This is a genomic window from Streptomyces sp. LX-29, from assembly GCF_029541745.1.
Taxonomy (GTDB): Bacteria; Actinomycetota; Actinomycetes; order Streptomycetales; family Streptomycetaceae; genus Streptomyces.
The window spans coordinates 7,974,120-7,988,434 of the sequence record NZ_CP089746.1; the positions used below are offsets into that span (position 1 = coordinate 7,974,120).

The window sequence follows — 14,315 nt, forward strand, 5'->3', positions numbered from 1 at the left end:
GGCGCCGGACGTGGGGTCCCAGCCGTCGCACATGCCGGGGTCGTTCCGGCAGCAGAACACCGTGACCACGCCCGCGTCGACGGGCAGCTGGGCGAAGCAGCATGGTCACACCCTGGGCGCCCCCCGATCACCTCGGCCGGCCACCCGACGAGGGCGGTGTGATCGCCGACCGCACCCGCGGTCACTGGATGTTCAGGCGGATGGCGTGGGCCGGGTCGGTCGGGCAGACGAAGACGCGGAGCTCGCCGAAGCGTCCCACGGTGACCTCCGGGCCGTCGTGGCTGCTGTCGACCGTGAGGAACAGCCGCATCCGGGCGCCGCAGGAGCCGCAGTCGATGGGCGTGAGGTCGGTGAGGTGCCAGCTGGGCCAGCCGCCGAGCTTCCAGCCGGGCCGGCAGGCCAGACCGCGGTCGTACTCGACGCCGCGCGCCTCCGCCCAGTGGCAGCCCGCGTCGTACAGCTCCTCGGGAAGCTCGTCCACGTCCGGCAGGTCGGCGACCTCCATCGGGTCGAGAAGACAAGGGCGCGGCAGATAGCCGTCGTGGGCGCGGTCCGGTCGCGGTGGGGCCGGCACCGCGTCGACGCCGGACGACGACCGGTAGCGCAGCTCGACGGTGGGCCCCCAGTAGCGCGGCTGGCCCGGCGGCTCGCTGTGGTCGTTCGGGCACCACAGCAACTGGAGGACGTCCGCCCCGCCCGGCCAGTGGGCGCCCGGCACGTCCCGGGCGTGCAGCTGGAGCACGGGCACCATCGGCACACCGGGGCCCGAGGCGTCCTCCACGTAACGCGTCCGCTCCCAGGTGATGAGGTCGAGCCCCGACGCGCCGGCCATGATCTCCCGCTGGACGCGGGCCTCCTCCTCGGTGACCTGGTAGGACCGCCCCGGATTGCGGCGACGCCACTCCTTCCTGCCCCGGTCGATACGCTGCCAGGTCTCGCGCTCCTCCTCCGTCAGCTTCTCGCGCACCAATACCAGATGGGGGGCGCGGCACAGCGGCCACGGCTCGTCCTCGGGCCACAGCAGCGGACCGCCCACGGAGCTGTCCCGGAGGCCGGGGGTGCCCTCCGTGGGCCGGAGCAGCGTCGCCGATCGCACATACGGGGCGAAGGCGGGTATGGCGGCGGTCAGGGACGCGACGGACGCGGACAAGGGCGCACCTCTCTCCGGTGGTTCTCGGGCGGGATCAGATCATGCCGGAGGGGTGTGACGGCCGCGGACCCGCCTCGCCCGGACCGACGGGCGAGTCGGGGGTGTCACAGGGAAGCCGTGAGAGGGGAGTCGTGAGGAGGGTTGTCACAGGGAAGCCGTGAGGAGGGTCTCCGCGACCGCCGTACGGGCGTAGAGGACCGAGCGGCCGGCCCGGTGGGCGCTGACCATGCCGGCGCCGCGCAGCGCGGCCAGGTGCTGGGAGACGCCGGCCGTGGAGATGCCGGTGCGGCCGGCCAGTTCGGTGGTGGAGGCGGGGGCCTCCAACTCGGTCAGCAGTCGGGTCCGGGAACGGCCGAGGACGGCGCTGATCGCGTCGACCCGGGGCATCGGCCGGCGCTCCCACAGGGTGCCGGTGCCGCGCGCGGGGTAGGCGAGCTGCGGCGGGTTGGGCGGGCTGGTCCAGGTCAGGATCCGGCCGACGAAGACCGAGGGGATGAGCAGCAGTCCGGTCCCCACGGTCTCCCGGGAGATGCCGCAGTGCCGGCGGGCCATCCGGAGCGTGTTGTCGTCCCAGCTCACCGTGGAGTGCAGGTCGTTGAAGAGCTGTCCCGCCCCCTGCTCGGCGACCTGCCGGGCGCGGTGGAAGACCTCGGCGTCGAGCACCGCCCGGATCCTCGCCCAGTAGGGCGCGAGGGCGAGCTCCCAGTAGGTCTCGATCTCCTCCGTCACCCGGGCCAGCCCGGCCTCCGGATCGGCGCGCAGGGCCGCGCACGGCGCGGTGGCGCGGCCCAGCGTGTCCAGATCGGCCCGCACCCGCTCGGCCGGGGTGGCGCGGATCGCGGCCAACTCCGCGGCGAGCGTCGGGGTCGGCTCGGTCGGGAAGGGGGTGAGGAAGTCGCAGAGATAGCGGTCCGGCGGGATGAGCTCGGACAGCCAGCCGGAGTCCAACCCGGCCGCGGCCACCCGGGGCCGCACCTGCTCGACCCAGCCGCGGTGCACCGGGTGGGCCACGCCGGAGACGAGCAGCCGGAAGCTGGTCGCCACCTCCCACATCGGCGAGATCGCAAAGCGGGTGAGTGCCAGATCGTCAGCGGAAAAGGCCAGTTCGGAGAACACCGACAACCCCCGTCATCCGGTTTGATTAAGGTGCAGCTTAATCAATGGTCCGCTGTTCGCGGCGGGCGCAGGATCGCGCCATGCTCTCCACCTTCAGCGGACTTCCGCGCACCGCCTGGATCGTCTTCGCCGGGACCGTGGTCAACCGACTCGGCTACCTGGTCACCCCGTTCCTCGTCTTCTACCTGGGCTCGCGCGGACTCTCCACCGCGCAGATCCCCTACGTCCTGGGCGCGTTGGGTGCCGGAAACCTCATCGGCCCCATGGTCGGCGGCCTGCTCGCCGACCGACTGGGCCGCCGGCGCACCATGCTGGTCGGGCTGGTCGGGACCGCCGCCGCACACGGCCTGCTCTTCGCCGCCCCGAACATCGCCCTGCTGGCGGCCGCGGCCGTGCTCCTCAGCGCCGCCGGCACCATGGTCGGCCCGGCGGCCGGCGCGCTGCTGACCGACGCCGTCGAACCGGAGCGCCGCCGCTCGGCGTTCTCGCTGTTCCACTGGGCGATCAACATCGGCACCGCGGTGGCCGGAATGCTCGGCGGGTTCCTCGCGGAGCGCGGCTACTGGCTGCTGTTCGCGGTGGACGTGGTGACTTCGCTGAGCTACGCCCTGATCGTCGCCCTCCTGCTGCCGGCCGAGCGCGAGGCGCCGGCCCGCGCCCAGGGCGGGGCCGCCGAAGGAAAGGGAAACGGCGGTGGATACGGGGTGGTCCTCCGGGACCCGCTGATGCGGGCCCTGCTGCCGCTCCTCTACGTCGGAATGGTGATCTACACGCTCACCGAGGTCGCGCTGCCGCTGGCCATCCGCGACCACGGCCTCCCCACCACCGCGCTGGGGCTGATGGCCACGCTCAACGCGGTGCTCGTCGTCGCCCTCCAGCCGGTCGCCACCACCCTGCTGGGCCGCTTTCCCCAGCTCTCCGTGCAGATGTGCGGCAGCGTCCTCGTCGCGCTCGGCGTGGCCCTGACCGGTGTCGCCTCCACCGTGTGGGCGTACGCGGGAACCGTCGTGCTCTGGTCGCTCGGTGAGGCGATGGTCGGCGGCGTCGCCGGCTCGATTGTGGCGAGCCTGGCCCCGGAGGACGCCCGCGGCCGCTACCAGGGCAGCTACCAGTGGACGTGGGGCGCCGCCCGGTTTACCGCGCTGGCGCTCGGCACGACCGTCTACGCGACGGTGGGCCCGGCCGTCGTGTGGTGGTTCAGCGCCGTCGCCGGAGTGGCGGCCGCCCTCGCCCTCGGCGCCCTGGCACCCGCCGTCGCCCGGCGCACCGCCGTCCCCGGAGCGCCGGCTGCCGCCGCGGCACCCGCCGCCGACGAGGTGGTCGAGGTGCCCGCGACCCTTGCGCCCCCCGCGACTGCCGCGATCACCGCGACCGCTGGAGCCTCTTCCGCCGAGCCGGCCCGTGCCGCCTGCTGAAAGACGCGCTCACGCGGCCGGGACACGGCGCCCGTCCGGATCGCGCGCGGACCGGGGCCCCCTCCCGCCGGGCGTCGGCCCACGACGCCGGGCCACCCGTACGGGTGTGGCGGGGTGCCGGCGGCGGGAGCGGGGTGGAGGCTGGCCTCATGACCGCCAAGCTGGTCGTCTACCCACCCGACGAGAACGGGCGGCGCCGGGTGCGCTACGAGGGAAGCGACGTCGGGGTGGCCCAACGCCCCTCCGATGTCACCGCCTTCGCGGCCGCCGCCGGGAGGACGGGCGTGGAGCACCTGGACCTCACCGACCCGAGGTGTGTGGAGTGGCGGGGAGGCGGCCCGGAGACGTGGGCGAAGGCGCCGAGGTGAGCCCCCGCGACGCTCCGGAGAGCCCTGGACGCTCCCTGACAGGCGGGTCCTGACAGGCGGGCCCTGGACGAGCGGGCCTACGGACGGCCCCTGACGGACGAGCCATGGACGGAGAGGCCCCGGACGAGCAGGCCCTCACGCCCCGGACGAGCAGGCCCTGACACCCCGGACGGGCAGTGGCTGACGCCCCGGACCCTCCCCGTACCGCACGGTCCTGACTAACGGCCGGCGGTCTCCGTCGCCGGCTCTTCGGCCGACGGTGACCCGTCCGACGGCGCCTCGTCCGACGGCGCCTCGTCCGACCGCACCCCGCCTGACGGTGACCCACCCGAGGCCGGCCCCTCCGACGGGGGCTCCGCCGCGGCCGTCACCGGACCGCCGAGCCGCGCGTGGTCCCGCTCCGCCCAGCGCACCACCGGCCCCGTCGCCAGCCCGGCCGCCAGGAACAGCGCCCCGAGCAGCAGCCAGCCCGCGACTCCCCAGGCCACCAGCAGCGTGGTGAGGAGCAGCGGTCCCAGGGTGCGCGCCACCGGGACGCCCGTACCGAAGAAGCCCTGGTACTGGCCGACCTGGTGAGCCGGCGCCAGGTCGAAGCTGATCTGCCAGGAGCCGGCCGACTGGAGCATCTCGGCCACGAGTTGGAGCACCGCGGCCGCGACCAGCACCACGGCGGCCGCCCACACCGGCATCCCCGCGGCGGTCAGCGCGAAGACGCCACACGACACCAGCATGATCAGGCTGGACCGCCACACGGCCCGGGAGGCGGTGCGCAGGTCGGTCACCGCCTGGGCGGTACGGACCTGGAAGAGCATCACGCCGAGGGTGTTGAGGATGAACAGCGCCGAGACCAACCAGCTCGGCGCCTCGGTGCGTTCCACGATCCACAGCGGGATGCCCAGGCTGAGCAGCGGCATCCGCAGCAACAGAACGGCGTTGAGGACGGTCAGCGTGGCGTACGGGCGGTCCCGCACCACCGCGAACAGCGGCTCGCCGCCCGTACGGGCCGGGACCGGGGCGACGGCCGGCAGCCGGAGCAGCACCGCCGCACAGAGCAGGAAGGCCACCGCGTCCAGGGCGAAGACCGTGAGATAGGCCCGCCGGGTGCCCTCGTGCAGGGCCAGACCGCCCAGGGCCGCGCCGACGGCCAACCCGGCGTTGAGCGTCGACTGGAGGTGGGCGAGGGCACCGGTGCGGGCCGAGCGTTCCACGAGCCCGGCGAGCAGCGCCTGGCGGGCCGCGGCCAGACCGCACTGCGCGGTGGCGTACAGACAGACGGCGACGAGGAACGGCACGAAGGACCGGATGAAGAGGAACGAGGCGACGGAGGCGCTGGTGGCGAGCGCGAACAGCACCGCCGTTCCGCGCGGTCCCCGGCGGTCGGCGAGCGCGCCCAGCGGTACCCCCGCCACGGAGCCGACCGCCCACGCCAGGGTCAGACCGAGGCCGATCTGGGTGGCCGAGAGGCCCACCACGCGGGTGAAGTAGAGCGCCGAGCACACGTAGAAGGCGCCGTCGCCGATGGAGTTGGCCAGCTGCGCCGCGGCGAGGACGCGCGGCGCGCCGGCGGGCGGCAGGAAGCGTAGCGACACAGAAGAACCCCCGAGCGCGGCGGCCGTGTGGCCGCCGCTTCACTGACTGATGATCAACAACCTTATGGAGTCGATGATCTGGTGAACAGGTCCGTGTCGGCGGGTGGTGACGAGACGAGACGTCTTGCGTGAAGCGTGGGCAGGGGGTAGTGTTGCCACTCGTGAACAAGACGGATCGTCTCGTCTCGCTCACCTTCCCCGTTCCCTAGCGAAGGAGCGCGCTCTTGCGCACTGCCCCTGCCGGTACCCAGATCGTTCTGACCGACGTCACCAAGCGATACGACGACCGCGTCGTCCTCGATCGCGTCATCTGCGGCGTGCGGCCCGGCGAACGGGTCGGCGTGGTCGGTGACAACGGCTCCGGCAAGTCGACGCTGCTCCGGCTCCTCGCCGGTCGCGAGCTTCCGGACAACGGCACGGTCACCGTCCGCACCCCCGGCGGTCTGGGCCACCTCGCCCAGACCCTGGACCTCCCCGGCACCGCCCTGGTCCGGGACGCGATCGATCTCGCGCTCGCCGAGCTCCGCGCGATGGAGCGCCAAATCCGGGCGGCCGAGACCCGACTGCACCTGGCCGGGGCGGCGGAGGTCGACGCGTACGGGGCGCTCGTCGCCGCGTACGAGGCGCGCGGCGGCCGCGACGCCGACCGCGGCGTGCGGGCCCTCCTGCACCGGCTCGGCGAACGCCGTGCCCTCGAGCTCGACCGGCCGCTGGGCACGCTCTCCGGCGGACAGCGCTCCCGGCTGGCGCTCGCGGCCACCCTGGCCGCCGACCCCGAACTGCTGTTGCTGGACGAGCCGACCAACGACCTCGACGACGAGGCCGTGGCCTGGCTGGAGGAGCGCCTGCGGGCCCACCGCGGCACGGTCGTGGCCGTCACACACGACCGGGCCTTCCTGGACCGGATCACCACCGCCATCCTGGAGGTCGACGGCGATCTGCGCACCGTCCACCGCTATGGGAACGGCTACGCCGGATATCTCACGGCCAAGGCGGCGGCCCGAGCCCGCTGGGCGCGGGAGCACGAGGAGTGGCAGGCCGAGACGGCCCGCGCGGAGCGGCTCGCGGACGGCGCCATCGGGCGGCTGTCCGAGATTCCGCGCAAGGCGCCCGCGGCCTTCAGCGGGGCAGGGGCCTTCCGGGCGCGCTCGCGGGCGCACGGCGCGATGAGCCGCGTCCGCAACGCCCGGGAACGCCTCCAGCGCCTCACCGAGAACCCGGTTCCGCCGCCCCCACGTCCGCTGCGCTTCGCGGGTCGGTTCGAGGCCGCCGGGACGAACACGGCGGTGGAGCTGGCGGGGGTGCGGGTCTCCGGCCGGCTGGCGCTCGACCGCCTCCGCGTCGAGCAGGGACGACGGCTGCTCGTCACCGGCCCCAACGGCGCCGGCAAGTCCACCCTGCTGCGGGTGCTGGCCGGCGAACTCGCCCCCGACTCCGGGACGGTGAGCGCCCCGCGCCGGGTCGGCCTGCTGCGTCAGGACGACCGGGGCTGGGTGGAGCGACGGTCCGTCGTGGAGGCGTACGGAGAGGCGTACGCCGAACGGGTCGTGGCCCTGGGCCTGCTCGCCCCCGCGGACCTGACCCGGCCCGTCCGCACCCTCTCGGCCGGCCAGCGCCGCAAGGTGGAACTGGCCCGGCTGGCGGCCCTGCCGCTGGACCTGCTGCTGTTGGACGAGCCGACCAACCACCTCGCCCCGGCGTTGGTGGAGGAGGTGGAGGCCGCCCTGGCGCGCTACCCGGGCACGGTGGTGCTGGTCACCCACGACCGACGGCTGCGCGCCGCCTTCAGCGGGCAGCGGCTGGAGCTCGCCCCTCCCGGGTCCATGCGCTCGGAGTCGGGCATCGGTGCCGGCCCGCGCGGCTGGTCGGCGCCTCGGCACTCCTGATCGGTATCGACTCCAGAAGTCTCTTCCTGCTCAACATGAGGAAAATCGCGCCCGAATTGAGGCAACCTCTGGCGTTCGTTCCCCGTCATCGGGGACGCGGGGGAGCGCCCAGGGATCCCTGGGGTTCCTGAGCAAGGCAGAAAGCAAGGAGAACGATTGTGATCCGTGTCCCGCGCTTGGTGACCGCCGGTACGGCGGCACTCGCGCTGGCCGTGGGTTTGCCGGTGCTCGCGTACGCGCAGCCATCGGCCGAGCCCATATCGTCCACCCCCCAGGCACACTCCGACGACAGGCTCCCGGAAGGCTGGCAGCTCACCGGCAGCGGCGCCGACAAGCAGTTGGTGTGGCGCTCGTCCGACCGGGTGCCCATGGGCGACGCCCGTGTCGAGTTCCACGCCGGGGGCAAACTCCTCGGCCGACCGACGGCGGACAAGGACGGGCGCACCTTCCGGCTGCCGCTCGCCGAGGCCCCCACCGGGTCGATGACGGAGCTTCAGGTCCTCGCCGGAGGGCGCCGCCTCGACGCGGCCGCCACCGACGCGGCCCCCGGCGGTCCGCGCCCGATCGCGCCCGCCGCTCCCGCGGCCCCGCTGCCGGCGAACAAGGTCGACCCCGGCAAGCCGGGCAAGTACCGCACCGCCGGCGGCGAGTACGGACTGAAGTCCGTGCGACTCCCCGGCTTCCCGGCCCCGGTGGAGATGCGCGCCACGGTGGTCGGCCCCGTCGACGCCCCCGGCCGCCGCCCGGTCGCGCTGTTCCTGCACGGCCGCCACTACACCTGCTACAACGCCAAGGGTGAGATCGAGGGCGGGTGGCCCTGCAGGACCGGTATGAAGTCGGTGCCCAGCTACCGCGGCTACCTGCACGACCAGAAGCTCCTGGCGTCCCAGGGCTATGTGACGGTGTCCATCTCCGCCAACGGCATCAACGGGCAGGACGACAACGCCGAGGACGGCGGCGCACAGGCCCGCTCGTCCCTGGTGCGGCAGCACCTCGGCGACTGGGCCGAGTGGGCGGCCGACCGCTCCAAGGCCCCGGCCGTCGTCCGCAAGGTGGCACCGGCCGACATGGACCGGGTGCTGCTCGTCGGACACTCCCGCGGCGGCGAGGGCGTCAACCGGGCGGCGCTGGACAGCCTCGCCCAGCCGCCCGCCGGCGAGGACGGGTACAAGGGCCCGGTGCGCTGGAAGGTCCGCGGCACCGTCCTGATCGGGCCCACCATCTTCGGTCAGAACCCCGTCCCCGACGTGCCCTCCACGACCATCCTGCCGGGCTGCGACGGCGACGTCTCCGACCTCCAGGGCCAGATCTTCGCCGACGGCACGCGCGGCGTCAGCAGCGGCACCGCCCTGCACAGCTCGGTCTACATGGTCGGCGCCAACCACAACTACTTCAACACCGAGTGGACCCCGGGGCAGGCGCAGGCGCCCGCGGACGACGACTTCTGGGCCGGTGACAAGCCGGACTCGCTGTGCTCCGCGGGCAAGAAGACCCGGCTGACGGCCAAGCAGCAGCAGAAGGCCGGTTCCACCTACATCGCCGCCGCGGCCCGGCTGTTCGTCGCGGGCGACGACAAGGTGCGCCCGCTGCTGGACGGCTCGAACCTGCGCGCGCCCTCGGCCGATCCCGCGCGGGTGTACACCCACGCCGTCGGCGCGAACCGCATGCCCCTGGTCGTGCCGGACCCCTCCGCCGCCTCCGTCACCGGCGGCAAGATGTGCCTGCAGGTGGACCACTCGCCGGCGGCCTGCCTGCCGCCGACCACGAAGGGCGCGTCGCCGCACTTCGCCGGCTGGGCGATGTCGCCCGAGCCGGGCCGCCACGCGATCGCCATGGGCTGGCCGAAGGCGGGCTCCACGACGCGGGTGAGCCCGAACCGCCCGGTCTCCGTGAAGGGCGCCCAGTCCCTCGCCCTGCGGGTGATCGTGCCGCCCAACACCAGCGGCACCGAGCTGGAGGTCGCGATCACCGACGCCTCCGACCGACGGGCGAAGCTGGGCAAGGTGCGCGTCGACGGTCTGCCCGGCACCGACCGGACCGCGTCCTACTGGGCGCGCGAGGTCCGGGTGCCGCTGACCGCCGCGGTCCGCGCCAAGCTGGACCTGAAGCAGGTCAAGACCCTTGAGCTGACCTCGCGGGGCGGCAAGGGGAAGGCGTGGCTGATGGACGCCTGGGGCTGGCGCCCCGGCACCCCCGCCGTGCGCCCGGCCGCGCTGCCGCGCGTCGACCTCGGCCGGCTGAAGGTCAAGGAGGGTGACTCCGGGACCCAGACCCACCGGATCCCGGTCCGGGTCTCCGGCAAGGGCAGCGGCACGATCCGCCTGTCCGTCATCGACGCGAAGACGGGCAAGGCCACCTCCCGCGTCGTGACGGTCGAGGCCGGCAGCCACGACGTCGACGTGCCGATCACCGTGCCGGGCAACACCCGCTACGGCTCCGAGGCCACGCACAGCGTCTTCGCCAAGGCGGTGCGGGGCGCCGTGGTCGGCTCCTACGCGGGCGGACTGACCGTCCAGAACGACGACCCCATGCCCAAGATCACCGTGGAGCCCGTCGCGGACCGCGTCACCGAGGGGCAGAAGCTGAGCTGGCGGGTGAAGCTGTCCCAGGCCGCCGACCTGGAGATCGAGGGCGGGTTCAGCGTCCTGCCGGTCAAGGGCGGCACCGAGCTGTCCACCGTGGACGTCGACAAGACCTGGCTGGAGACGGCCCTCGACCAGAAGCCGAACCCGGCCCGGCCGCTGTCCAAGGCGGGCGACGACCCGACCCTGCGGATGTCCATCCCCGCCGGCAAGCTGAGCACCGTGGTGTCCGTACCCACCGTCAAGGACAAGCTGACTGAGAAGGACGAGTCGCTGCGGCTGCGGCTGTTCACCTTCGACGAGCACTGGGAGACGCACCCGGGCGTCGAGGTGACCGGCACGGTGCGGAACGTGAAGTGAGGCGCGCCGGCCCGTCCCTGAACACCGGACGCGCCCCACACCTCTGACGAACGATGCCACCGGTCCCCGAGGGACCGGTGGCATCGGCGTGTCACCGCGCCGTGCGAGCGGCCGCCTCCGCGGGCCGGGCACCCCCCACGGTCCCCGAGGGGCGCGTCCCGTCACGGCCCCGAGGGGGCGCGTCCCGTCTGGAACCGAACGCGGCGCCCCGACGTCCCTTGCCCGCGAGCAAGTGATCACAGCGAACGGTGGTCACCTGAGTGGTCACATGAGTGGACGGGTGGGAACCGCGGATGCGCGCGAACCGGAACACGAACCGACGTCGGTCGGGCACACGGATGCGGCTGGCGACCGTCGCGGCGCTGGGCGTGGTGCTGCTCTCCGGATGCCTCGGGGACGACACCGGCGGTGGCGCGCCCGAGACGTCCTCGGCACCCGAGCCCCGCACCCTCCACGACGCCGGGGGCGACGGAGTGCCGCGCTTCCGCGTCGCGCTGCCCGCCGGCCTCCGGATCGAGGACGGCTTCTCCCCGCCGGCGGCACCCGGCACCCCGGCCGCCTGCCGCAAGGCGCCCCGGCGAGCCATGGACGGGAACACCCCGCAGCTGTCCTGGTTCTCGGTGCCCACCGACTGCGAGATCGACGCGCAGGCCAATCGGAACCCCGCCAACGGGCGGCACCCGCGCTACCGGACCGTCGCCGACATCCCACCCGCGGTGGACAAGACCGCCCGCACGGTGCGGACCCCGCTGGGACCCGCCCGGGTCTTCACCCAGCGGTACACCCGGTGCACCCAGACGTGCGACCACTTCGACGAGCCCCTCGCGGTCATCACCCTGGACAAGCCCGCCGATCCCCGGCACCCCGCGCTCGTCTTCACCTCGGAGCACGGCGAGTTCTCCGAACGCGACCTCGTCCAGCTCATCAGCCGGAACATCACACCGCGATAGCACGTCAGTCTTCCCCAGCCCCCCATTCAGGCGCCGCTGCGCCCATTGCTTGCGCCGCGCATCCGGAGTGTGAGTAACATCCCGCACCAACAACGGCAACCGGAAGGTGAGGCGTCGTGCCAGAACCCACCACGTTGAAGGAGCAGTACGCGGCCCAGGTCGCGGCAGACATCACACGCAACGAGGAGGAACGGGAGCGCCTCAGCGCGGAGATCGCCGCGCTTCAGGACCAACTGGGGGCCCTCCAGAAGGACCACGACGTGTTGGTGAGCATGCAGCGCACCCTCACGGGTGGTTCGCCGATTCCGTCGAAGTCCCGACCGACCGGCACCGCCAAGGGGCGGGTGGCGAAGGTCCCGCAGGCGAAGGCCCCCCAGGCGAAGACGCCGGCGACGAAGGGCAAGCGCGCCAAGGCGGCCGTCCCCAAGGCCCGTTCCGCCAAGAACCCCGGCCGGGCGCGGTCCAACGGCTCGGGGAGCGACGGGCCCCGGGCCACGCTGGGCGAACTCGTCACCGCCCATCTGACCGAACGGGTCGAACCGCAGTCGGTCGCCGAGATCACCAACGCGCTGGCCGAGAGCCACGCGGAACGCAAGGTGCACGCCACGGTGGTGCGCAACACCCTGGAGTCGCTCGTCGCCCAGGGCAAGGCGGAGCGCAGCAAGCAGAAGCGGTCGGTCTTCTACACCCTGGTCCGGGAACCCGCCGTGCGGCAGCACCAGCCGGAGGGTGAGCAGAGCGGCGAGGAGAAGCCCACCGAGCAGCCCGCCGCCGCCCACTGACCGAGCCACCTCCCGGGCCGGTTCCTCGCCGTCATGCGCCCTCGGGCATCATGAACCGCCATGACACGGGCGAGTGAACTGTCGGAGCTGCTGGGCCGTGCCGGACTGGATGTGATCGGCGACGCGAGGGACGAGGGCGTCATCCCGCCTTCGGCCGCCTGGCGCCCGATCATCGCCGTCACGGCCGAGCCGACGGTGGCCGTCCGGAGGGACCGGCCCGACCTGGTCGCCGAGCTCAACGCGGAGTGGCACCGGCTCGCCGTCGCGCACCGGATCATCGACGACGACGGTGCCTTCCTCATCAGCGTCGCCGGCGACTGGCCGGGCCGGTCCTCCCCGTACTGGACCCGGGTGCGACTCACCGCGCGCTGGGACCTCGCCGGTGTCCTCGGAGACCGCCCCGGGAAGCCGGAGTTCGTCACCGCCGCCCCCGACGGGGAGGCCCTGCTGGGGGCCACCACCGAGGAGTACGAGACCTGGCTCGTCGTCGTGGACCGGGTCACCGAACGCCGGGAGGCGGCCGCGCGGGCCGCCGCCCGGGAGACCCCGGAGCAGCGGGCCGCGGCCTGGGCGGTCCTCTCCCGAGGGCCGCGCCCCCGTGGACGCCTGCGCGAGGCGTGGGCCAACGGACTCGGGGGCCATGCCGCCGCCCCCGACGACGTCCGACACGACCTGCTGGGCCTCAGCCACCGCCTGCTGTGGCGACCCCTGCCGGCCCCCCTCGTGGACGCCGCCATCGACCACCCCGACGCGAAGGTGCGCGAGCTGACGGCCGAGGTCCAGCCGAACCTCGACGCCCGACAGTGGGCCCGACTGATCCTCGGCGAGGCCGACCCCCGGCGCCGCTGGATCCTCACCCTCCACGCGGCGGACCGGCGCGCGGCGCTGCCCGAGACCGCCCATGTGACGCTCGCCGCCGACCCGTCCGCCCGGGTCCGCGAGGAGACCGCCCGCCTCCCCGGCCTGCCCGTCGAGTCGCTGGCCACCCTGGCCGCCGACCCCGACCCGGCCGTCCGGGCCTCGGCCTGCGGGAACGGCTGGGCGCGGCTGCCCGAGCCACACCGGCGCACGCTGCTCTCCGACCCCGACGACCGGGTCCGCGCCACGGCCCTGTTGCTCCACCACCGCGACCATCCGATGTCGCGACCGGTCTTCGACACCCTGGACCACCGCGACCGGGCCGCCGAGTCCTGCCGGCTGGAGCGCGGACTCGCCGAGCACCTGTGCGCGCACGAGGAACCCGCGCTGCGCGCCGCTCTCGCGGCCAACCCGCACCTCGCGCCCGACCTGCTGGCCCGCCTGGCCCACGACACGGATCACGGCGTCCGCTTCGTCGTGTCCCTGCGTCCCGACCTCACCGAGGAACAGCGCGCCGCCATCCCGGTCGACGTCGACCCCCACGGGCTCCGGCACGCACTGCCCTGGGTCGTGGCGCTCCACCACGACCCGCGGGCCATGCGCCGGCTGGCCGCCTCATCGCATCCGCTGGTGCGCGGCAGCGTCGCCCGCGCCAGGCACCTGCCACCGGACGTGGTGGAACGCCTCGCGCGCGACGAGGACCGTGTCGTGCGGCTCTTCCTCACCGAATCCTGCGACGACGCCCCCGCGGACCTGCTCCTGGAGGTGTGGCGCTGGTGGAACGGGAGCCTCAGCCACCCCGGCCGCCCGCGCACCCACCCGAACTTCCCCCGCCGCGGACTCCTGCGGTACGCCGAGGATCCGAACCCCCGCATGCGGCAGTTGGCCCTGGACGACCCGGACGCGACCGCCGAGCTGGTGGAGCGCTTCAGCCGCGATCCCCACCGGGAGGTGCGGCTGCGCGCCGCGACCGATCCCCGGCTGACCCCCGCCTCCGCGGTACGGCTCCTCGACGATCCGCGCCTCGAGGTGCGCCGCGCCGCCGCCCGCCATCCTCGACTGCCGGCCGGGGTGCTGGCACGGCTGCTGTGGAACGTCGACCTCGCGGAGGACGCGGCCCGGAACCCGGCGCTGCCGGTCTCCGCCATGCGGCGGATGGTCCACCGGCTGCGGACGGAAACCGGCGCGGGCGCCCAGCCGTGAGCCGGGACGGCGAACCCACCGGGGCGTGGAGGGTGCCCGACCTGGTGGAGCGCCCG

Annotated in this window: 10 protein-coding genes; 7 read left to right on the plus strand and 3 right to left on the minus strand. The window is 74.0% G+C overall.

Features of this window, described 5'->3' with window-relative positions:
• Window positions 1-181: 181 nt before the first annotated feature.
• Window positions 182-1,150: a hypothetical protein gene (locus tag LRS74_RS32375; RefSeq protein WP_277744351.1), complete on the minus strand. Its 969-nt coding sequence runs from the start codon at window positions 1,148-1,150 to the stop codon at window positions 182-184.
• Between the two features lie 144 nt (window positions 1,151-1,294).
• Window positions 1,295-2,203 carry a winged helix-turn-helix domain-containing protein gene (locus LRS74_RS32380; protein ID WP_277744352.1) on the minus strand — a complete coding sequence of 303 codons (909 nt, stop codon included), beginning with the start codon at window positions 2,201-2,203 and terminating at the stop codon, window positions 1,295-1,297.
• A gap of 143 nt (window positions 2,204-2,346) precedes the next feature.
• On the opposite strand from LRS74_RS32380, the gene LRS74_RS32385 reads away from it, so the two are divergent.
• Both LRS74_RS32385 and LRS74_RS32390 read left to right on the plus strand, forming a co-directional pair.
• Window positions 2,347-3,681: an MFS transporter gene (locus LRS74_RS32385; protein WP_277744353.1), complete on the plus strand. Its 1,335-nt coding sequence runs from the start codon at window positions 2,347-2,349 to the stop codon at window positions 3,679-3,681.
• Between the two features lie 149 nt (window positions 3,682-3,830).
• On the plus strand, window positions 3,831-4,049 hold the full coding sequence (locus tag LRS74_RS32390; RefSeq protein WP_277744354.1) for a hypothetical protein: 219 nt from the start codon (window positions 3,831-3,833) through the stop codon (window positions 4,047-4,049).
• 218 nt (window positions 4,050-4,267) lie between these two features.
• Here the strand turns inward: LRS74_RS32390 and LRS74_RS32395 are convergent, their stop codons facing one another.
• Window positions 4,268-5,638, minus strand: coding sequence for an MFS transporter (locus tag LRS74_RS32395; RefSeq protein WP_277744355.1), 1,371 nt, complete (start codon window positions 5,636-5,638; stop codon window positions 4,268-4,270).
• A gap of 251 nt (window positions 5,639-5,889) precedes the next feature.
• Here LRS74_RS32395 and abc-f point away from each other — a divergent pair, with 251 nt between their 5' ends.
• The 5 genes from abc-f to LRS74_RS32420 all read left to right on the plus strand — a co-directional run bounded on the left by abc-f (window position 5,890) and on the right by LRS74_RS32420 (window position 14,259).
• The gene (gene abc-f, locus LRS74_RS32400) at window positions 5,890-7,524 is read left to right on the plus strand and encodes a ribosomal protection-like ABC-F family protein (protein ID WP_277745034.1); all 1,635 of its coding nucleotides are present in this window, start codon (window positions 5,890-5,892) and stop codon (window positions 7,522-7,524) included.
• Window positions 7,525-7,682: 158 nt separating this feature from the next.
• A complete protein-coding gene (locus LRS74_RS32405) occupies window positions 7,683-10,466 on the plus strand; it encodes a hypothetical protein (protein WP_277744356.1) in 2,784 nt (927 codons plus the stop codon).
• A gap of 338 nt (window positions 10,467-10,804) precedes the next feature.
• Window positions 10,805-11,416, plus strand: coding sequence for a hypothetical protein (locus LRS74_RS32410; RefSeq protein WP_277744357.1), 612 nt, complete (start codon window positions 10,805-10,807; stop codon window positions 11,414-11,416).
• Between the two features lie 116 nt (window positions 11,417-11,532).
• Window positions 11,533-12,198, plus strand: coding sequence for a hypothetical protein (locus tag LRS74_RS32415; RefSeq protein ID WP_277744358.1), 666 nt, complete (start codon window positions 11,533-11,535; stop codon window positions 12,196-12,198).
• A gap of 60 nt (window positions 12,199-12,258) precedes the next feature.
• On the plus strand, window positions 12,259-14,259 hold the full coding sequence (locus LRS74_RS32420) for a PE-PGRS family protein (RefSeq protein ID WP_277744359.1): 2,001 nt from the start codon (window positions 12,259-12,261) through the stop codon (window positions 14,257-14,259).
• Window positions 14,260-14,315: the final 56 nt, after the last annotated feature.

Bases quoted from the DNA above. Each gene is read 5' to 3' on its own strand.
- LRS74_RS32410 (WP_277744357.1), top strand. From the start codon at position 10,805: ATGCGGCTGGCGACCGTCGCGGCGCTGGGCGTGGTGCTGCTCTCCGGA.
- LRS74_RS32390 (WP_277744354.1), top strand. From the start codon at position 3,831: ATGACCGCCAAGCTGGTCGTCTACCCACCCGACGAGAACGGGCGGCGC.
- LRS74_RS32385 (WP_277744353.1), top strand. From the start codon at position 2,347: ATGCTCTCCACCTTCAGCGGACTTCCGCGCACCGCCTGGATCGTCTTC.
- LRS74_RS32380 (WP_277744352.1), bottom strand. From the start codon at position 2,203: ATGTGGGAGGTGGCGACCAGCTTCCGGCTGCTCGTCTCCGGCGTGGCC.
- LRS74_RS32420 (WP_277744359.1), top strand. From the start codon at position 12,259: ATGACACGGGCGAGTGAACTGTCGGAGCTGCTGGGCCGTGCCGGACTG.